We start from the raw sequence: 19095 nt of genomic DNA on the forward strand, positions 1-19095 counted from the left end.
GCGCGCCGGCGTAGGCTGGCAGCCACGAACTCCCCGGGAGCCTGCCGTGAACCGTGCCGTCCTGACCCTGCTGATCGCCCTGTCCCCGCTGGCCGTGCTGGCGCAATCGCCCGCCGCGCCGACGCCCGCACCGGAAGCGCCGGTGGCAACCCCCGCGACCGGCACCGACGCCGGCGACGAGGCGACCCCGCCGGCCGCACCCGCTGCCGACGCGCGCGCCGAGGACCTCGCCGACGCCGAGGCCACGCACGACCGCCACTGCCTGCGCGACACCGGCACCCGCATCAAGCGCCGCGACCGCCGCGGCTGCACGCCCGGCATCGGCGAGTCCTACACCGGCGAGGAGCTGCGCCAGACGGGCGCCACGAATACCGCCGAGGCCCTGCGCCTGCTCAGCCCGCGCGTCGGCGGCTGAGCCCCGGGCGCGCCGCGCCCGCACGGGAACCTATAATCGGCGCCTGCCTTCCCGGAGCCGCCGATGCCCACGTCCCCGCGCCATGACCCCTCCCGCCAGATCCGCGCGCCGCGCGGCGCCCAGCGCAGCTGCCGCAGCTGGCTGACCGAAGCCGCCTACCGGATGCTGCAGAACAATCTTGATCCGGACGTGGCCGAGAACCCGGCCGGCCTGGTGGTATACGGCGGCATCGGCCGCGCCGCCCGCGACTGGGCCTGCTACGACAAGATCCTCGAGACCCTGCGCACGCTCGGCGACGACGAAACCCTGCTGGTGCAGAGCGGCAAGCCGGTCGGCGTGTTCCCGTCGCACCCCGACGCCCCGCGCGTCCTGATAGCCAACTCCAACCTGGTGCCGCATTGGGCCACGTGGCAGCACTTCAACGAACTCGATGCCAAGGGCCTGATGATGTACGGCCAGATGACGGCCGGCAGCTGGATCTATATCGGCTCGCAGGGCATCGTGCAGGGCACCTACGAAACTTTCGTCGAGATGGGCCGCCAGCACTACGGCGGCAACCTCTCGGGCCGTTGGATCCTCACCGCGGGCCTGGGCGGCATGGGCGGCGCGCAGCCGCTGGCGGCGTCGCTGGCGGGCGCCTGCTCGCTCAACATCGAATGCCAGCAGAGCCGCATCGACATGCGCCTGCGCACCCGCTACGTGGATGAGCAGGCCAGTGATCTCGACGACGCCCTCGCCCGCATCGCGAAGTACTGCGCGGCTGGCGAAGCCAAGTCGATCGCGCTGCTCGGCAACGCCGCCGAGATCCTGCCCGAGCTGGTGCGCCGCGGCGTGCGGCCCGATGCCGTCACCGACCAGACCAGCGCCCACGACCCGCTGCACGGCTACCTGCCGGCCGGCTGGACGCTCGAGGAGTGGTTCAGCGAGCAGAAGAACAACCCGCAGCGCGTCATCGATGCCGCCAAGCACTCGATGCGCACGCACGTGGAAGCGATGCTCAACTTCGAGGACATGGGCATCCCCACCTTCGACTACGGCAACAACATCCGGCAGATGGCCTTCGACGTCGGCTGCACCGATGCCTTCGATTTCCCGGGCTTCGTGCCGGCCTACGTGCGGCCGCTGTTCTGCCGCGGCATCGGCCCGTTCCGCTGGGTCGCCCTCAGCGGCGACCCGGAGGACATCTTCAAGACCGACGCCAAGGTCAAGGAACTGATCCCGGACAACCCGCACCTGCACCGCTGGCTGGACATGGCGCGCGAGCGCATCGCGTTCCAGGGCCTGCCGGCGCGCATCTGCTGGGTCGGCCTGGGCGATCGCCACCGCCTGGCGCTGGCCTTCAACGAGATGGTGAAGAACGGCGAAGTCAGCGCGCCGATCGTGATCGGCCGCGACCATCTCGATTCCGGCTCGGTCGCCAGCCCGAACCGCGAAACCGAGGCCATGATGGACGGCAGCGACGCCGTGTCCGACTGGCCGCTGCTCAACGCCATGCTCAACGTCGCCGGCGGCGCCACCTGGGTATCGCTGCACCACGGCGGCGGCGTGGGCATGGGCTACAGCCAGCACAGCGGCGTGGTGATCGTGGCCGACGGCACCGAGGCCGCCGCCGCGCGCCTGGGCCGCGTGCTGTGGAACGACCCCGGCACCGGCGTGATGCGCCACGCCGACGCCGGCTATGAGATCGCCAAGGCCTGCGCGCGCGAGCAGGGCCTGAAGCTCCCGATGCTGTGAACCCACCCGGAGAATCCCGATGATCGGCTACGTCACCCTCGGCACCAACGACCTTCCCCGCGCCGTCGCCTTCTACGATGCACTGTTCGGCGCGATGGGCGGCAAGCGCTTCATGGAACACGAAGGCGTCTTCGTCGCCTGGGTCACCGACCCCAAGGGCGCGGGCCTCAGCGTCACCAAGCCCTTCAACGGCCAGCCGGCGACGGTGGGCAACGGGGTGATGGTGGCGCTGGACGCGCCGAACCCGGCGGAAGTGGATCGCCTGCACGCGCTGGCGCTGTCGCTGGGCGGCACCGACGAGGGAGCGCCGGGCCCGCGTGGCGACAGCTTCTACTGCGCCTACTTCCGCGACCTCGACGGCAACAAGCTCAACTTCTTCTGCTTCACCGGCGGCTGAGCCCGCACGGCCCGTCGTCCCCGGTCAGCCGGGGACGACGTGGATCTCGATGTCGTCCAGCCGCACCACCTGGCCCGCGCGGATCTTGGCGGTCTTGCGCAGCTCCTGCACGCCATCCACCGTGACCTCGCCGCTGGCGACGATCTGCTTGCCCATGCCGCCGCTGTCGCAAAGGCCGGCCAGTTTCAGCAGCTGGTTGAGTTCGACGAACTCGCGCTCGAGCGGGAACTCGATGGATGTGGTCATGGCCGTGGCGGCTCCGGGCGCGGGTCGCACAGGTTAACGGATCAGGCACCGTCTCCGGCGAACTCCCCGGGTGTCGCGCGAGGGAGGCGCCCGTGCCGGCCGGGAGAGAGGACAATGGCGGCCAGACACGAAGCGAGCTTGCCCGAGCCATGAAGAATCCCGCGCCCCTTCCGACGCCCGTGCAGGCCGCCGACCCGGCCCCCTGGCGTACGCCGCTGGAGCTGGGCCTGCTCGCCGCGATCTGGGGTGCGTCCTTCCTGTTCCAGCGGGTGGCGGCGCCGGAGTTCGGCACCGCGGCCCTGGTGGAGCTGCGGGTGGGCCTGGGCGCGCTGGTGCTGCTGCCCTTCCTGTGGGCGGTGCGTGCGCAGTTCCCGCTGCGGATCTGGCCGCGGCTCGCGGCCGTCGGGCTGATCAATACGGCCCTGCCGTTCGCGCTGTTCGCCTGGGGCGCGCAGCGGGCGCCGGCCGGCGTCGGCGCGATCACCAATGCGATGGCGGTGCTGTTCACGGCGCTGGTGGCCTATCTGTTCTTCCGCGAAAAGATTGCGCTGCGCAAGGTGCTGGCACTGCTGGTCGGTTTCGGCGGCGTGGTGGTGCTGGCCAGCGACAAGACCCAGGGCAGCGGCATCGGCTGGGCGGTCGCGGCGGGTGCGACGGCGGCCTTCCTCTACGGCATCGGCGCCAACCTGATCCCGCGGCTGTTCGCCGGGCTGCCGCCGGCGGGCATCGCGGCGGCCACCCTGGCTTCGGCCGCGGTGCTGTCGCTGCCGTTCGCGCTGGCGCAGTGGCCCACCGCCACGATCACGCCGCAGGCCTGGGGCTCGGCGGTCGCGCTCGGGGTGGTCTGCACCGGCCTGGCCTACTGGATCTACTTCCGTCTGTTCCAGCGCGTCGGGCCCGGCCGTGCGGTGACCGTGACCTACCTGGTGCCGGTAGCCGGCGTGGCCTGGGGCTGGGGGTTGCTCGGGGAAACCCCGACCTGGGCCATGGCGATCGCCTGCGCGCTGATCCTGGGCAGCGTGGCCATCAGCCAGCGCGCGCCCGGATAACGCAGGCAAAAAAATGGCAGGGCCGCCTGTCCCGAAAACAGTCGATTGCCCTGCCCAAGGTCGTCAACGCCAGGGGGCTGTTGAACGTAAAACCACCGGCCCGAATCGACGAGGAAGAAGTCGTGCCGGCCGCGTGGAAGGGAATGGACCACCGACCCGGGGTCACCGGCAAGGGGGAGGGGGAGAAGCCGCTCGTGTTGGCGGTCCTTGCCTGCTCAAAGTCACTAACCGAGATGTCTTCATGCCCGGTTTATCCGGGGGAATCCCCGGGAACAGCAGCAAATCAGGACAAGATGCGCCTAGTGCGGCTTACTACGTCCTGTTTCGCTGACAAACGGGGTTCGTTTGCGCGCTTCCATCAAGCGCTTGAAGTTGCCCTTGGCCGGGACCGCCCACACAATACAGTTGTCCTCCAGGAGCCCCGATGAGCCATCCCGCCGAAGCCTCGCCCCCGACCGTCAACCTGCGCCAGCTTTGCGCGCAGTTCGCGAAACCCCAGCTCGGCAAGGCCGTCTGGCAACTCATCAACACCCTGCCGCTGTTCGCGGCGATCTGGGCCCTGATGGCCTGGAGCATCCACGCCGGCTGGCACTACGGCTTCACCCTGCTGCTGGCGCTGCCGGCGGCGGGCCTGTACGTGCGCACCTTCATCATCCAGCACGATTGCGGCCACGGCAGCTTCTTCGCCAGCACCCGCGCCAACAACCTCGTCGGCGGCGTGCTCGGCCTGATCACGCTGTTCCCCTACGGCTACTGGAAGAAGACCCACGCCGTGCACCACGGCACCTCGGGCAACCTCGACCGCCGCGAGATGGGCGACATCGACACGCTGACCGTCGCCGAGTACCAGGCGCTGCCAGCCTTCAAGCGCTTCTGCTACCGGTTCTACCGCAGCACCCCGGTGCTGCTGGGCATCGGCCCGGCCTACCAGTTCGTGATCAAGCACCGCTTCCCGTTCGACCTGCCGTTCACCTGGAAGAAGGAGTGGGCCAGCGTGCTGGTCAACAACCTGATGCTGCTGCTGGTGGGCGGCCTGATGGGCTGGGCGATCGGCTGGAAGACCGTGCTGATGGTGCACCTGCCGATCGTGCTGATCGCCGGCGCGCTGGGCGTGTGGCTGTTCTACGTGCAGCACACCTTCGAGAACGCCTACTGGAAGCGCGGCGAGGAGTGGGATTCGAACGAGGCCGCCATCAACGGCAGCTCCTACTTCGACCTGCCGCGGGTGCTGCACTGGTTCACCGGCAACATCGGCTACCACCACATCCACCACCTGGCCAGCCGCATCCCGAACTACCGCCTGCGCGAAGCCTTCCTGTCGCATCCGCTGCTGCAGGCGGGTCCGCGGGTGACGCTGTGGAGCAGCTTCAAGTCGGCGAAGCTGAAGCTGTGGGACGAGGAGTTGAACCGGATGGTCGGCTTCCCCAAGCGCCGGCGCGCCAGCGCCTGATCAGTCGCGCGGCGGCGCCCGTCGCTGCTGCGCTTTCGCCAGCGACCAGCCGGTCAACGCCCAGGCCACGGCCAGGGCGGCACCGGCCACGGCCACCACCGCCGGGTTCGACGCGATCGCGTCGATGCCCGCCTTGACCCAGCCGCTCACCGCATCGGCACCGCGATAGACCGCGGTGTCGATGACGTTCTTGGCCTTGTACTTGGCTTCCGGCGGGACCACGGTGAACAGCATCTCGCGGCCCGGGCGGGCGAGGGCGTACTCGCCGGCGCGGCGCGTCACCATCACGATCGCGAACACGGCGAACGTGGGCGCCAGCGCCAGCCACAGGAAACCGAAGGCCATCACCACCGGCACCGTCACGAGCAGCACGGCCAGGCCCAGGCGCTGGACGATGCGGCCGGTGATGAAGACCTGGGTCAGGATCGCCAGCGCCTGCACGATCGCGTCCAGCGTGCCGAACACCCGGGTCTGGTCGACGCGGTCGGGGAAGTGCAGCGCCACCAGCCGGGCCTGCTCGAAGTAGAGGAAGGTGGTGACGCTGGCCAGCAGCACCACGAACAGCGCGATGCCCATCAGGTAGGGCGAGCGCAGCACCGTGGAAATGCCGGCGAAGGGATTGCCGCCGAGCGGCGCCCGCGGTGCCGCCTGCTCGCCGGGCGGCAGCGGCTGGCGCTCCCGCCAGCGCTGCAGCGCCAGCGCGCAGCCGGCCGACGCGAGCAGGAAAGCCGTGGCCACGACCATCAGCCCGGCCTGTCCGATCCAGCCCACCAGCGCGATGCCCAGCAGCGGGCCGGCCAGTCCGCCGGCGCTGGCGCCCGCGGCCATCAGCGCGAACAGGCGCTTGGCCTGGCCGGTGGCGAACACATCGGCCAGCACGCTCCACGCCACCGAGATCGCCAGCAGGTTGAACACCGACAGCCAGATGTAAAACGCCCGCGCCAGCCACGGGTTCTCCGGCGCGGCGGCGATCGCGGCGGCGAAGCCGAGCAGGTTGCTGGCGAAGAAGCCGTAGGTCCACGGCAGGATCCGGCGCCGCGGCGCGACCGTCGCGATCGCGCCGAACAGCGGGATCGCCAGCAGGGTCGCGACGAACGTGCCGGTGAACAGCCACTGCAGGTTGTCGACGCCGCCGGCGATGCCCATCGTCTCGCGCACCGGCCGCAGCATGAAGTAGCCGGTGAACAGCAGGAAGAACATCGCGACGCCGGCCAGCACCGCCGGCGCCTCGCCCTCCTTCACGTCGAACAGCCGGGACAGCCGGCGCGCCAGCGGCCCCGGCGCCATCAGGCGAACATCGCGATGAGTTCGGCCTGCTGCGCCTGGTTCAGCAGCGGCCCGGTGCCGCCCTTGAGGTTGTCGACCTGGCGGTCGGGCTTGCCGGTGGCCGGGATGACCACGGTGACGGCCTCGTGGCTGATCGCGAACTTCAGGAACATCTGCGCCCAGGACGTGACGCCCGCCTCCGCGGCCCAGCCCGGCAGCGCCTTGCCGGCGACGCGCGAGAACAGCTGGCCGTCGGCGAAGGCGCGGTTGATCATCACCGCGGTGCCGCTGTCGCGCGCCACCGGCAGTACCCGCTTCGCGGCGTTCGGCGCGGCCACCGAGTAGTTGATCTGCACGAAATCGGGCTTCTCGGCCGCGACGATGTCGGCCAGCGCGTCGTGCTGTGCGTCCATGAAGTGGGTCAGGCCGACGTATTTCACCTTGCCCTGCGCCTTGAGTTCGCGCGCGTACGCCAGCTGGGTCTTCCAGTCGCGCAGGTTGTGCACGGCCAGCAGTTCGAAGCGGTCGGTGCGCAGCCGCCGCAGCGAGTCGGCGAACTGGGCCTCGCCGGCGGCGCGGTTGTCGGCGGCCAGCTTGGTGGCGAGCCAGATCCGGTCGCGCAGGCCGAGCTCGGCCATCAGGTCACCCAGCACGTCCTCGGCGTTGGAGTAGTTCGGCGAGGTGTCGATCACCGAGGCGCCGCCCGCGACGAAGCGCCGCAGCACTTCCTTCAGCGGTTCGCGGCCGGCCGCATCGACTTCGAAACTGCCCGACGTGCCCATGCCGATCACCGGGATCAGTTCACCCGTGGACGGGATCGGGCGCCGCAGCAGCGACGGGGCGGGAACCGTCAGCGCGAACGCGGGCAGGGGACGCAGGGCGGCGGCGGTGGCGGCGACCGCAGCGGCGGCCAGGAAGGAGCGGCGGGTGGTCATGGCGGGCCTCCGGTGGGCGGATGTGGCGCGAGGGTGCCCCAGCCTGCGTGAACTTTCCGTTCACCGTCCCCTGCCACCGGTCATGGCGGCCCGGCGATCGGTCCGCCCGGCGGGTCGTCGCGGAACTTGCGCGGTGCCAGCTGGCGGGTGAAGCGCAGCACGCCTTCGCGCACCACCCGGGTCAGGCGCAGGTCGATGATCGTGGTTTCGTTTGGCCGCACCAGGTCGAGCAGGCTGGCGACGTCGGCGCCAAGTTCGGCGAGCCAGTGTTCCACCAGCTGCTCGTCCTGGCGCGGCAGCAGGCGCAGGCCGTAGGGCGGGCGAGGGACCAGGGCCTCGCGCACGAGGCGCTCGCCGTCGCGGATTTCCGGGCAGCCGGCGAGGGCCGCGTGGTTGAGGAAGAAGCACAGGTTGCCCGGCGCGCGCCGGTTGCCCTGGCGGTCGGTGAGGAAGCCCTGCGGCAGCTGGTTCGGGTCGGCCGAGGGGCCCGCGGTCAGCAGCAGGTTCATCTCCGGCACGCGCGTGCCGCTGTCGTCGAGCAGGCGGAACAGCACCATCGCGTGCGGGTCGTGCACGTAGCGGCGGTCCGGCAGCACCGGCACCTTCTCCACTTCGACGCGGCGCGCCGGTGCCTGGTGCTCCGCGTTCTCGCGCTCGAACTCACGACACAGCGCGGCGTAGCCCCGCGCGTCGCGCACGCCCAGGCAGCGCAGGATCGCGTCCACCGTGGGGTGCGGCCGCGCGTCGTTGGCCACGCTGCCCATGATCCCCATGCGCTCGCCGCTGTGGGAGACGCCCGGCACGATCTTGAAGGCGGTGGTCGGCGCGCGATGGGCGGAGGCCTTTTCCAGCGTGCGCAGCCGCTTTCGCGCCGCCGGCAGCGCTTCGTCCGGCGCTAGCGCCGGCTGGGCCAGCACCAGGTGGCTGGCGTTGAGGTTGGCGGCGGCCAGGCGTACCACGCCGTCGCCGCCGGTCTCGCCGGTGTAGGCGTTGACGTGGTCGTAGAGCTTGCGGTCGAGGGCATCGCCGCTGAGCACGAAGGGGAACACCGGCCGCGGCCGCGACGGCAGGTCGAGCGCGGGATAGTCGTGGATCCAGCGCAGGTTGAGCGCGATCGACTCCGGGCTGGCCAGCTCCAGCCAGTCCAGCACGCCCTGGCCCGGCTCGATGCCGCCGAACCAGGCCTTCATCGCCCCGAGCCGGCTCTTGCCCAGCTGCGCCAGCGCGGAGCCGAAGTTGGCCGGGGCCAGCATCACCAGGTGGCTCATGGGGCAGTCGTCGAGGCGGCCGGTGCGGACGTAGTGCCGGTCCAGCCATTCCCGCACCACGGGCCCGCCGGTGCTGTGGGTGATGCAGGCGAAGCGCCGGCCGCGCCCGGCCTCGGCCAGGACCGGGCCGAGCGCCGCTTCGAAGGCGCGCGCGATGTCGTCGACCCTCACCTCGTCGCGGAAGCTGACGTACTGGCCCAGGTGGACGTGGGCAATGTCGATGCCGGGGCCGCCTTCACGCGCCGCCTCGGCTTTCAGGCGGGCCGGCAGGCCGCCATAGGTCGCTGTGCTGGTTACGCTCCAGCCATGGACGAAGACCAGCAGGGGCTTGGGCATGGCGGGGGTCAGCGGGGGGCTGGGGGCATGCTAACTTAGCCCGGCGACACAGTTCACGGGGGCGTTGCCGATGGCGTTGGAAGAGCGGCGGATGCTGGTGGGTCTGCTGGAGAAGGGGATGTTCGTCAGTCGCCTCGACCGCGACTGGGTCGGCACGCCCTTTCCGTTCCAGGGCTTCTTCATCGAGTCCGAGAAGGACGTCGAGCTGCTGGGCAATTACTGCACCAGCGTCTTCATCGACGTCGTCAAGAGCAATGCGCCGGCCGAGCCGCTGCTGACGCTGGGGCGCAACGGCAAGTCGGTGTTCCCGCCACGGGTGCAGGAGTACCGCAACACCGTCGACCTGCACGACGAACTCCCGCGCGCCCGCGAGGCCCACGCCAGCGCCCGCAAGCTGGCCCAACGGCTCGAGGCCGACGTGCGCGGCAGCCGGCGCCTGGTCGCCGGCGACATCCATGATGCGGTCGAGCCGATGGTCGAGAGCCTGATCCGCAACGTCGATGCCTTCTTCTGGCTGATGGCGCTGCTGCGCCGCGACGACTACGCCTACAGCCACGCCGTGCACTGCAGCGCCCTGGCCGCCGCGTTCGGCCGGCACCTGGCGCTGCCGCGCGAGGTGCTGGTGGACCTCGCCACCGGCGGCATGCTGCTCGACATCGGCAAGGCGGCGCTGCCGGAGGAGCTGTTCAAGCACCCGGGGCCGCTGTCGCCCGAGGCGGTGGTGGCGATGCGCAGCCACGTCGCCGAGGGCCTGAAGGTGTTCGACGAATCCGGCCTGCACGGCGTTTGGGCCCGCGACATCCTCGCCGGCCACCACGAGCGGCACGACGGCAGCGGCTACCCGAACGGCCTCAAGGGCGACCAGATCCCGCTGGCCGCGCGCATGGGTGGCATCATCGATACCTACGACGCGATCTGCAGCGACCGGCCGCACGCCAAGGGCGCGTCGCGCCACGTCGCGCTGCAGGCCGTCTACCGCGCCAGCGACAAGCTCTACCAGGGCGAGGTGGTCGAGCAGTTCCTGCAGTGCCTGTGCGTCTATCCCACCGGTTCGCTGGTCGAGCTGAGCTCCGGCGAAGTCGGCATCGTGATGGCCCAGAACCAGGCCCGGCGCCTGCGGCCGCGGGTGATGCTGCTGCTCGACGCCGACAAGCGCGCCTACCGTCCGTATCGCGACATCGACCTGATGGCGGTCGAGCGCGACGCCGGCGGCAGCACCGCGGTGCGCATCGTCACTTCGCTCGAGCCCGGCGCCCACGGCCTCGACCCGGCGGCGCTGTTCCTGGCATGAACGCGCCCCTGGCCCTGCGCGGCGCCGAGCTGCTGGCCCACCTGCAGCCCTACGTGCGCGGCAGCCTGCGCAAGGGCGAGCCGATGGCGCTGCTGCGCATGAGCCTGCTGGGCTCGCGTGCCTTCAACATCCAGCACGGCCCGGCCGTCGCCGATGAACTCGCGACCCGGATGCAGGCCCAGGCCCAGGCCGCCCTGCGCCCGGGCGACGAGGTGATCGCCCTCGGGGCCAGCGATTTCGCGGTGTTCCTCCCGACCGTCAACGACGGCAACCACGCCCTGCTGGCGGCGGCGCGGCTGCTGCGGCAGTTCGAGCAGGCGCTCGAGCTCGACGGACGCCCGGTGATGACGCCGGTGGCGGTGGGCGTGGCGGTGACGCCCGACCACGGCGACGACGCCGAGTCGCTCTGCCGCAGCGCCGAGGCCGCGCTGGCGCTGGCCGAGTCCTCCGCCGACCGCATGTCGCTGGCGCCGCCGCGCGACGCGACGCCGCTGATTTCGCCGTCCGATCTGCGCGATGCCATCCACGCCGGCCAGCTCGAGGTCCACTTCCAGCCGATCTGGGACCTGCGCGCCGCCCGCATCACCGGCGCCGAGGCGCTGGCGCGCTGGACCCATCCCAGGCTGGGCCCGATCAGCCCGGCGCAGTTCGTGGCCATGGCCGAAACCAGCGGCATGATCGCCGAGCTCACCCGCTGGAGCGTCAATGCCAGCCTGCAGCACGCGGTCGAGGCGCGGAAGGCGGGCCTGCGGCTGCCGGTGTCGATCAACCTTTCCGCGGTGGCCTTCGCCGAGCGCGGCCTGGTCGAGCACCTGCTCGATGCGCTCAAGCTCTGGGGCGTGCCGCCGCGCGACCTGGTGATCGAAGTCACCGAGACCGCGATCATCTCCGACCTCGACCGGGGCGCGCACATCCTCGACCGCCTGGCCGGCGAGGGCGTGCGGGTGTCCATCGACGATTTCGGCGTCGGCAACTCGTCCTTCGCCTACCTGCGCGAATTCCCGGCCACCGAGCTCAAGATCGACCGCTCCTTCGTCACCGGCATGGTGCAGAACGCGCGCTCGGCCAAGCTGGCCAAGGCCATGATCGACTTCGCCCACCACCTGGGCATGCAGGTCGTCGCCGAGGGCGTGGAGGACAAGGCCACGCTGGGCAAGCTGGCCGAACTCGACTGCGACTACGCCCAGGGCTACGTGCTGGGCCACGCCAAGCCGGCGGCGCAGTTCGTCGCGGCGATGATCGCCACGCGCTGAGCGCGGCTCAGCTTCCCGCCGGTTCGCCTTCCGATTCCGTTGCCGCCTGCGGCTGCGCAGGCAGGCGGCGCGGCACCGAGTGGGCGTCAAGCAGGCGCTCGATGCGCGCGAACACCTCGGCCCGCGCGAAGGGCTTCTTCATGAAATCGTCGGCGCCGATGCGGTGCACGTAGAACTGCTCGGTGGCCTGCTCGTTGCCGCTGATCATGATCACCGGGATGTCGCGCGTGGCCGGGTCGCGGCGCAGCTGGCGCAGGGCGGCGAAGCCGTCCATGCCCGGCAGCACGATGTCGAGGAAGATCAGTTCGGGCGCCTGGGTGCGGGCGATCTCGAGCCCGGCCTCGGCGTCGCCGGCCTCGAGCACGGTGTAGTCGTTCTGGCGCAGCATGCGGCCAAGCAGGGCGACGATGGTGGGCGAGTCGTCGACGACCAGCATGCGGGTGCCGGGGCGCGCGTTCATGCGCGGCTTGCCGCGGCGTTCGGTGCCCTTGGGTCCGGTTTCCACGGGCGCGGCCGGGGCGGCCGGGGGCATCGGCGTGTCGTCGGCCAGCAGCGGCTCGCTGGACGCCTTCGGACTCACCGGCCGGGTGTCCCAGCCGAACATCAGCTTGATCTTGTCGTAGAAGGACACCGTGCGCTCCCCAACGCGGAATGGGCGATAGTGTCCCTGTCGCGCGCCCGGCTGGCAATCGCGGCCGGCGCGGGCTGGACATCGTCGCCCGCAGCGCGCACCCTGCCGGCCCGAACGACGCCCCCAGGAGCGCCCGTGGCCCCGAAATCCACCGTCTACAAGGCCCAGCTGCAGGTCAGCGACATGGACCGGCACTACTACGCCGGCCACGACCTGGTGCTGGCCCAGCATCCATCCGAAACCGACGAGCGGCTGATGCTGCGCCTGCTCGCCTTCGCCCTGTTCGCCGACGAGCGGCTGGAATTCGGCCGCGGCCTGAGCACCGAGGACGAGCCCGACCTGTGGCGCAAGGACCTCACCGGCCTGGTGGAGCAGTGGATCGAGCTGGGGCATCCCGACGAATCGCGCGTGCGCAAGGCCTGCGGCCGCGCGGCCGAGGTGGTGGTGCTGACCTACGGTGGCCGTGCCTCCGACCTGTGGTGGGAGAAGAACGAAGCCGCGCTGGCCCGCTGCCGCAACCTCACCGTGGTCGATGTGTCGCCCGAGGATGCGAAGGCGCTGGCCGCGCGGCTCAGGCGCGGCATGGAGCTACAGGCCATGGTCCAGGACGGCGTGCTGCAGCTGGTGGACGGCGACGTGACGCTGGAGATCACCCCGCGCCTGCGCCGCGGCCCGGGCTAGTCCACCGTCTTCGATTCCGCCGTGCCCAGCGGCATCGGGTCGGCCCGGTGCGGCGGCCGCCGCACCAGCAGCGGGTGCGCGAACACGCCGGCCAGGATGATCGCGACGCCGGCGTAGAACATGACGCCCAGCTCGCGCTGCTCGCCGAGCAGCACGATGGCGAGCAGGATCGCGTACACCGGCTCCAGGTTCACGGCCAGCTGCGCCGAGAACGCGCTCAGGTGCCGCAGCGCCACCAGCGACAGCGCGAACGGCAGCAGGGTGCAGGCCATCGCCAGCACCAGCAGCAGCACGCCGTCCCGCAGCCCCGGCAGCACCAGCGGCGAGCCGAACCACGGCAGCAGCGGCGTGCACAGCGCCAGGAACAGGCCGCCCGCGCCCAGTTCGACGAAGGTGACCGTGAGCGGGTCGCCGCGCTCGACGTGCCGCTTGTTGAGCGCGCCGAAGAAGGCCACCAGCAGCGCCGAGACCGTGCCCACGACGATGCCCAGGTACATCTCGGCCGGCACGCCGCCGACCACCAGCGCGACGCCCGGCACCACCGCCACGCCGATCAGCAGTTCGCGCGGCTGGAAGCGCTGGCCGGTGATCCAGGGCTCGACCAGCGGCACGAACACCGTGGCCAGCGCGATGCAGGTCACCGCCACCGAGGCATTGGCGAGCTTGATCGCGCCGTAGAACGTGAGCCAGTGCAGCGCCACCAGGAAGCCGATGCCGGCGTAGATGGCCAGCTGCCGCGCCGGCATCGCCCGCAGCCCGCGCCACACCCGCGGCACCAGCAGCAGCGCCGCGGTGACCAGGCCCATGCGCCAGACCACCAGCGCCATCGCGTCGAGCGTGATCGCCTTGCCCAGGATCGCGGTGAAGCCCCACAGCAGCACGCAGGCGTGCATCTGCCACTGCGCCTTCGCCGCCGGCGTCATGCGCCGCCTCCGGCGACCAGCGCGCGCTTGGCCTCGGCCGGCAGCTGCTTGATGGCGTACTCCGCCTTCAGGGCACTGGAGCGGTCGGGATGCTCGAACCGCGCCAGCAGCCGGCGTGGCGGGTGCGAACGGGTGTAGCGCGCGCCCTTGCCGGCGGCGTGCTCGGCGTAGCGCTTGTCCACGTCCACGGCGATGCCGGTGTAGATGCTGCCGTCCTGGCATTCGACCAGGTACACGAACCAGGCCACGTCAGCGCAGGCTCAGCGCGATGCGGCGCCAGTCGTCGCGGACCTCGGCGCAGTCGCCGCCGCCCATCGCGAACTCGCGGCAGACGAAGGGGCGCTGTTCGTAGATGCCGCAGCACATGCGCTCGCGGTCGAGCGCGACGCACCAGCCGTCGTCGGCCTTGGCCATGATCAGGTAGCCGTCCTCGTCTTCATCGAGGAAATGATCGGGCGGCGCGTCGCCCGGCAGCACGCGCACGGGCAGCTGGCAGCAGCAGGCCTGGCAGTCGCTGCACTGGATGGCGGGGTCGGTGTCCACGCGGGCATTGTCCCATGCCGACCGGGCCGCGGTACCAACGGCACTGTCACGGGAGGGGTGCGGGCGTAGCATCGAAGCCCCCGCCCGGAGACCCGCCATGCGCCCGCTGCCCGCTGCGTTCGCCGCACTGCTGATGCTCGCGCCACTGGCGGCCGGGGCGGCCTGTCCGCCGCGGGGCTGGGACCGCGGCGAGCTCGACGCGCTCAAGGCCGGCGGCTTCAAGGGCCTGGCACCCGAATCCCGCGAGCGGCTGGCGCTCGGCCTGGTGGATTGCCTGGCCGACCGCGACCCGGCGCTGCGCGACGGCATCGCCTACGAAGGCCTCGCGACCTGGTTGCGCGCCGAGCCCTCGCTATCGCAGGCGACCCGCGAAGCCCTGCTCGAAGACCTGCAGGCGCGGCTGGCAGCCACCGATGCAGCCGGCGTCGAAGCGCCGTTCGCGGCGCTCGTGCTTTCGGAAGTGGCCCGCACGGACCGGGTCTCGGCATGGATGACGCCCGTGCAGCGCGCAGCGCTGGTCGAGGCCTCGGCCCGCTACGTCGAGGGCGTCCGCGACTACCGGGGGTTCACGGACGGCGAAGGCTGGCGCCATGGCGTTGCCCACGGCGCCGACCTGCTCATGCAGCTGGCGCTCAACCCCGCCCTCGACAAGGACCGGCTGTCGCGGCTGATGGACGCCGTGGCCGCGCAGGTCGCTCCCGCCGGCGCGCCGCCCTATGTCCACGGCGAGTCGGAACGGCTGGTCCGCCCGGTGCTTTTCGCATTGCAGCGCGGCCTGCACGACGAGTCCGAATGGCGCGCCTGGCTGGCGCGCGTGTCGGCGCCGGCCCCGATGGCGGATTGGTCCGAGGCCTATCGCTCGGAAGCCGGGCTGGCGCGACGGCACAATGCGCGCGGCTTCCTGCTAGCGCTGTATGTGTCCCTCGACGCCAGCGACAGCGAGGTGCTGAAGGCAAAGGTGCCCGCGGTGGCAGACGCCATGCGCGCCGTTCCCTGATTTGAGGTGGAAAGCGCCGCCGCGACCCGGGCGGCGCCATGCGTCGCGGCGACCCGGTTATTCGGCAGCGGCCACGCGCACCGGCACCGGCACGTTGCACAGGTCGATGTGGCCGGCCGGGTGCACGTACCAGTCGTCGCGGCGGTTGCGGCGCGACTCCACCAGTTGGGCGAAGGCCGGGCGGTCGGTGCGGAACACTTCGAGCTTGGCGCGTTCGGCCTCGGGCACGTCGGCGGCGAGCTTGATGGACAGCATCGGCACCCGCTGCTCCGGCTTCTCGTAGAAGCCCAGCGGGCCGGTGCCGCGCGGCAGGACGCTCAGCAGCTCCATGCCCTGCACGACGCGGCCGACCGTGGTGATGTTGCGGTCGAGCTGGCGCGGCGACTGCCCCGTGACCACGTAGAGCTGGTTGCCGGTGCTGCTGTCCGCGGCCGCGGCGCGCCCGGCACCGACGGTGGCGTAGCAGTGCGCCAGCCAGGCGATGCCGGCCTTCGGGTCGCGCGCCGCCGGGAAGCCCTGCACGAAGCCGACCTCCGGGGCCCAGCCATCCACGTCGGGCAAGGTCGTGAAGTCGAGTCCTTCGCTCGGACGGATGAACTCGGCCGGCAGCTTGGCCTTGGCCTCGCCCATCGGGCGCGCCTTGGCGGGGTCTTCGCCCTCGGCATCGCCCCACTGCACGACGAAGTTGTCCTGCGAGCGATTGATCGTGAGGCCATCGAAGTAGCCCGCGCGCACCAGGGTGCGGATGTTGGCGACGTGCTGCGGCGCAAAGGCCGGCGCCAGCTCGATCACGACCCGGCCGCCGGCCAGTTCGAGGTAGAGGGTGTTCTCGGGGTCGAGCGTGCGCCAGTCCTCCGGCGTCGAGGCGTCGATCACGTCCTGCATGGTCAGCGCTTTCTGCGGCGGGCTGGTGGCGCAGGCCGTGCCCAGCGGCAGGACCAGGGCAAGGGCAAGCAGGGCAGGGCGCAGCGTCATGGCGTGGCTTCCGGGCAGGTTGGTTGGCTGAGCCTAACCGATTCGCCGGTGCGGCATTAAGGGCATTTGACGCGGATTTACGCGGATGGACGCGGATAACGCAAAGTCAGTCAAAGGGTGGGGCGCCAGCCAAACTATTTTTGCCCTATCCGCTTTTATCCGCGTAAATCCGCGTCCGAACCGCTCTAGCCCGCTTCGGGATCGGGTGGCGGCTCGTGCAGGGCGGCGAGTTGTTCCTGCATCTGGGTGATGACGGATTCCCAGTGGCGGGGGGCCTCGAACCAGGGGAAGGCGGCGGGGAAGGCGGGGTCGTGCCAGCGGCGGGCGATCCAGGCGTTGTAGTGCAGCAGGCGCAGCGTGCGCATGACTTCCACCAGGTGCAGCTCGCGGCGGTCGAAGCGGCGGAACTGCTCGTAGCCCTCCAGCAGCCAGCGCAGCGGCGTGGCGCTGTCCTCGCGGCGGCCGGCCAGCATCCACAGGTCCTGCACCGCCGGGCCCGACAGGCAGTCGTCGAGGTCCACGAAGTGCGCCTGGTCCTCGCGCCACAGGATGTTGCCGGGGTGGCAGTCGCCGTGCAGGCGCAGTTCGTGCACGTCGCCGGCGCGAGCCCAGGCGTCATCCATTGCGTCCAGCAGCGCGTCGGCCAGGGTGGCGAAGTTGTCCTCGAGGTCGGGCGGCAGCCAGCCGCCCTCGAGCAGGAAGTCGACCGGCGCCACGCCGTGGCTCTCTATGCCGATGTGGCCGCGGTGATGGAAGCGCGCGCCGTCGCCGACCGCATGCATCCGGCCCAACACGCGCCCGAGGTGGGTCAGCACCGCGCGGTCGCCCAGCTCCGGCGCGTGACCGCCGCGCAGCGGGAACAGCGCGAAGCGGTGGCCTTCGAACGGATGCAGGGTGCGGCCCCGGTGCACGATCGGCGCCACCACCGAGAGGTCGGCGGCCAGCAGCTCGGCCGAGAAGGCGTGTTCTTCCGCGATGGCGGCGTCGGTCCAGCGGCCGGGCCGGTAGAACTTCGCCACCAGCGGCGGGCCGCCCTCGATGCCGATGCGGTAGACCCGGTTCTCGTAGCTGTTGAGCGACAGCACGCGGCCGTCGCTGGCCAGGCCCAGCGATTCCACCGCATCGAGGATGCGGTCGGGGCCGAGGTCGGCGTAGGGCGTGTCGCCAGGGGCGGGATTCATGCGCGCAGGTTACCCGCGGCGGCCCTCGCGCGTGCGGTTTTCGTGGCGGCGACCAGCGGCTGGCGTCAGCGCGGCAGTTCGAGCGCGGTCGCCGCCGCGGCGACGGGGGCGCTGAGGTAGGTGTGCGAACCGACCGCCGTGAACCCCGCGCGGGCGAAGGCGCGGCGGTACCAGGCCGCCGGCCGGCGCCGCATCTCGTGCAGGTCGCCCACGATCTCGTCGCCCTCGGCGAACACCTCGAGGAAGGCGACGCCGTCGCACAGGCGCGCGAACTCGGCCAGCCCGCGCTTGAGCTCCTCGTCCGACAGGTAGTGCATCACGTCGGAACACACCAGCAGGTCCACCGGCCGGATCGGCGGCAGCGCGGCCAGGTCGCCGAAGGGCAGCCAGTGCAGGTTGCGGCGCGCGCCGTGGCGGGCGATCGCATACTCGCTGGAATCCAGGCCCATGTAGTGCAGCTTCGGCCGCAGTGCCAGCAGCGGCGCGCGCCAGGCGCCTTCGCCGCAGCCCACGTCCAGCACCGAGCGGATCGGGCGGCCCAGGTGGTATTCGGCCAGCGCGACCGCCAGCGCCACCTTGCGCGCCAGCGCGGCCTTGCCGCCGAGGTCGCGCTGCCGGTACCAGGAGTCGAAGTAGCGCTTGTCGTAGGCCTTGCTCACGCCGTGCGCTTCCGGCGGTGCAGCAGCCAGGCGGCGAACACCGCGCCGGTGAGGTACATGCTCAGCGAGTAGATCGCCGGCGCGATGGTGGCCTGGGTGCGGCCCAGCACCTCGATGGCGATGAAGATGGCGAGGGTGCCGTTGTGGATGCCGATCTCGAAGCCGATCGCGATCGCCTGCGGCTCGGCCAGGCGCGCGCCCTTGGCCGCGAAGTAGCCCGACAGCAGGCTGGCGAGGTTGAAGCTGATGCAGGCCAGGCCGACCACTGGCGCAAAGGCGCGCACGGTGTCCCATTCGGAGTAGAAGGCCAGCGCGATCAGCACGCCCAGCAGCAGCGAGGACAGCGTGCGCACCGGCTTCTCGGCGGCATCGGCCAGCCGCGGGTACCAGGCGCGCAGCGCCATGCCCAGCGTGACCGGGGCGATCACCAGCACCGCCACTTCCAGCACCTTGCCCACCGGCGGCGGCACGTGCGCCTCGGCCCCCAGGAACCACGACAGCGCCAGCGCCGTCCACAGCGGCAGCGTCAGCAGCGCCAGCAGGCTGTTGATGGCGGTCAGCGTGATGTTGAGTGCGACGTCGCCGCGCGCGATGTGGCTGAACAGGTTGGCGGTGACGCCGCCCGGGGACGCCGCCAGCAGCACCAGGCCCAGGGCCAGTTCACCCGGCAGCGAAAAAGCCAGGCACAGCCCGATGGCCACCGGCGGCAGCAGCAGCGTCTGCACGACCAGCGCCACGGCCACGGCCCGCGGCACCTGCAGCACGCGCCGGAAGTCGGCGAGCGTGAGGTGCAGGCCCAGCCCCGCCATCACCACTGCCAGCGCGATAGGCAGGAACACCACCAGCAGCGCGTTGTCGGCCACGG

21 protein-coding genes are annotated in these 19095 nt (G+C 71.3%); 9 read left to right on the plus strand and 12 right to left on the minus strand.

Annotation, left to right across the window (positions count from 1 at the left end; genetic code table 11):
* Positions 1-46 precede the first annotated feature (46 nt).
* The 3 genes from VFV21_RS10160 to VFV21_RS10170 all read left to right on the plus strand — a co-directional run bounded on the left by VFV21_RS10160 (position 47) and on the right by VFV21_RS10170 (position 2546).
* The gene (locus tag VFV21_RS10160) at positions 47-415 is read left to right on the plus strand and encodes a hypothetical protein (RefSeq protein WP_329669307.1); all 369 of its coding nucleotides are present in this window, start codon (positions 47-49) and stop codon (positions 413-415) included.
* A gap of 63 nt (positions 416-478) precedes the next feature.
* Positions 479-2149, plus strand: coding sequence for a urocanate hydratase (gene hutU / locus VFV21_RS10165; protein ID WP_329669308.1), 1671 nt, complete (start codon positions 479-481; stop codon positions 2147-2149).
* A gap of 19 nt (positions 2150-2168) precedes the next feature.
* Positions 2169-2546, plus strand: a complete 378-nt coding sequence (locus VFV21_RS10170; RefSeq protein WP_329669309.1) for a VOC family protein — start codon at positions 2169-2171, stop codon at positions 2544-2546.
* Between the two features lie 24 nt (positions 2547-2570).
* Here VFV21_RS10170 and VFV21_RS10175 read toward each other — a convergent pair whose 3' ends face one another.
* A complete protein-coding gene (locus tag VFV21_RS10175) occupies positions 2571-2792 on the minus strand; it encodes an RNA-binding S4 domain-containing protein (RefSeq protein ID WP_329669310.1) in 222 nt (73 codons plus the stop codon).
* 149 nt (positions 2793-2941) lie between these two features.
* Here VFV21_RS10175 and VFV21_RS10180 point away from each other — a divergent pair, with 149 nt between their 5' ends.
* Both VFV21_RS10180 and VFV21_RS10185 read left to right on the plus strand, forming a co-directional pair.
* Complete coding sequence (locus tag VFV21_RS10180) at positions 2942-3841, plus strand: DMT family transporter (RefSeq protein WP_329669311.1); 900 nt, start codon at positions 2942-2944, stop codon at positions 3839-3841.
* Between the two features lie 424 nt (positions 3842-4265).
* Entirely contained in the window at positions 4266-5291 is a 1026-nt protein-coding gene (locus tag VFV21_RS10185) for a fatty acid desaturase (protein WP_329669312.1), read from the plus strand.
* Here VFV21_RS10185 and VFV21_RS10190 read toward each other — a convergent pair whose 3' ends face one another.
* The 3 genes from VFV21_RS10190 to VFV21_RS10200 form a co-directional block, all read right to left on the minus strand.
* A complete protein-coding gene (locus VFV21_RS10190) occupies positions 5292-6578 on the minus strand; it encodes an NTP/NDP exchange transporter (protein WP_329669313.1) in 1287 nt (428 codons plus the stop codon).
* Positions 6578-7492, minus strand: coding sequence for an aldo/keto reductase (locus tag VFV21_RS10195; protein ID WP_329669314.1), 915 nt, complete (start codon positions 7490-7492; stop codon positions 6578-6580). The genes VFV21_RS10190 and VFV21_RS10195 overlap by 1 nt, the downstream gene beginning before the upstream one ends.
* Positions 7493-7572: 80 nt before the next feature.
* Positions 7573-9096 carry a phospholipase gene (locus tag VFV21_RS10200; RefSeq protein ID WP_329669315.1) on the minus strand — a complete coding sequence of 508 codons (1524 nt, stop codon included), beginning with the start codon at positions 9094-9096 and terminating at the stop codon, positions 7573-7575.
* Between the two features lie 91 nt (positions 9097-9187).
* Here VFV21_RS10200 and VFV21_RS10205 point away from each other — a divergent pair, with 91 nt between their 5' ends.
* Positions 9188-10387: an HD-GYP domain-containing protein gene (locus VFV21_RS10205; protein WP_329669404.1), complete on the plus strand. Its 1200-nt coding sequence runs from the start codon at positions 9188-9190 to the stop codon at positions 10385-10387.
* A complete protein-coding gene (locus tag VFV21_RS10210; RefSeq protein ID WP_329669316.1) occupies positions 10384-11640 on the plus strand; it encodes a GGDEF domain-containing phosphodiesterase in 1257 nt (418 codons plus the stop codon). The genes VFV21_RS10205 and VFV21_RS10210 overlap by 4 nt, the downstream gene beginning before the upstream one ends.
* 7 nt (positions 11641-11647) lie before the next feature.
* Here VFV21_RS10210 and VFV21_RS10215 read toward each other — a convergent pair whose 3' ends face one another.
* Entirely contained in the window at positions 11648-12172 is a 525-nt protein-coding gene (locus tag VFV21_RS10215; RefSeq protein WP_414638558.1) for a response regulator, read from the minus strand.
* A 234-nt stretch (positions 12173-12406) separates the two neighbouring features.
* On the opposite strand from VFV21_RS10215, the gene VFV21_RS10220 reads away from it, so the two are divergent.
* Positions 12407-12952: a YaeQ family protein gene (locus VFV21_RS10220; protein ID WP_329669318.1), complete on the plus strand. Its 546-nt coding sequence runs from the start codon at positions 12407-12409 to the stop codon at positions 12950-12952.
* Here VFV21_RS10220 and VFV21_RS10225 read toward each other — a convergent pair.
* The 3 genes from VFV21_RS10225 to VFV21_RS10235 are packed head-to-tail and all read right to left on the minus strand — an operon-like array spanning position 12949 to position 14418.
* A complete protein-coding gene (locus tag VFV21_RS10225) occupies positions 12949-13875 on the minus strand; it encodes a DMT family transporter (protein WP_329669319.1) in 927 nt (308 codons plus the stop codon). The two genes, VFV21_RS10220 and VFV21_RS10225, sit on opposite strands and share 4 nt — an antisense overlap.
* A complete protein-coding gene (locus VFV21_RS10230) occupies positions 13872-14123 on the minus strand; it encodes a GIY-YIG nuclease family protein (protein WP_329669320.1) in 252 nt (83 codons plus the stop codon). Before VFV21_RS10230 ends, VFV21_RS10225 begins: the two co-directional genes overlap by 4 nt.
* Position 14124: 1 nt before the next feature.
* Complete coding sequence (locus tag VFV21_RS10235) at positions 14125-14418, minus strand: YkgJ family cysteine cluster protein (protein WP_329669321.1); 294 nt, start codon at positions 14416-14418, stop codon at positions 14125-14127.
* 97 nt (positions 14419-14515) lie between these two features.
* Here VFV21_RS10235 and VFV21_RS10240 point away from each other — a divergent pair, with 97 nt between their 5' ends.
* A complete protein-coding gene (locus VFV21_RS10240; RefSeq protein WP_329669322.1) occupies positions 14516-15415 on the plus strand; it encodes a DUF2785 domain-containing protein in 900 nt (299 codons plus the stop codon).
* Positions 15416-15472: 57 nt separating this feature from the next.
* On the opposite strand, the gene VFV21_RS10245 is transcribed toward VFV21_RS10240, so the two are convergent.
* The 4 genes from VFV21_RS10245 to VFV21_RS10260 all read right to left on the minus strand — a co-directional run bounded on the left by VFV21_RS10245 (position 15473) and on the right by VFV21_RS10260 (position 19093).
* On the minus strand, positions 15473-16390 hold the full coding sequence (locus VFV21_RS10245) for a peptidylprolyl isomerase (protein ID WP_414638544.1): 918 nt from the start codon (positions 16388-16390) through the stop codon (positions 15473-15475).
* A 185-nt stretch (positions 16391-16575) separates the two neighbouring features.
* Positions 16576-17571 (minus strand): serine/threonine protein kinase, encoded by a 996-nt coding sequence (locus VFV21_RS10250; protein WP_329669323.1) that lies wholly within the window; start codon positions 17569-17571, stop codon positions 16576-16578.
* Positions 17572-17636: 65 nt separating this feature from the next.
* Entirely contained in the window at positions 17637-18230 is a 594-nt protein-coding gene (locus VFV21_RS10255; RefSeq protein ID WP_329669324.1) for a class I SAM-dependent methyltransferase, read from the minus strand.
* The gene (locus VFV21_RS10260; protein ID WP_329669325.1) at positions 18227-19093 is read right to left on the minus strand and encodes a bile acid:sodium symporter family protein; all 867 of its coding nucleotides are present in this window, start codon (positions 19091-19093) and stop codon (positions 18227-18229) included. The genes VFV21_RS10255 and VFV21_RS10260 overlap by 4 nt, the downstream gene beginning before the upstream one ends.
* Between the last annotated feature and the right edge of the window lie 2 nt (positions 19094-19095).

This window comes from Arenimonas sp. (assembly GCF_036275555.1).
GTDB lineage: Bacteria > Pseudomonadota > Gammaproteobacteria > Xanthomonadales > Xanthomonadaceae > Arenimonas.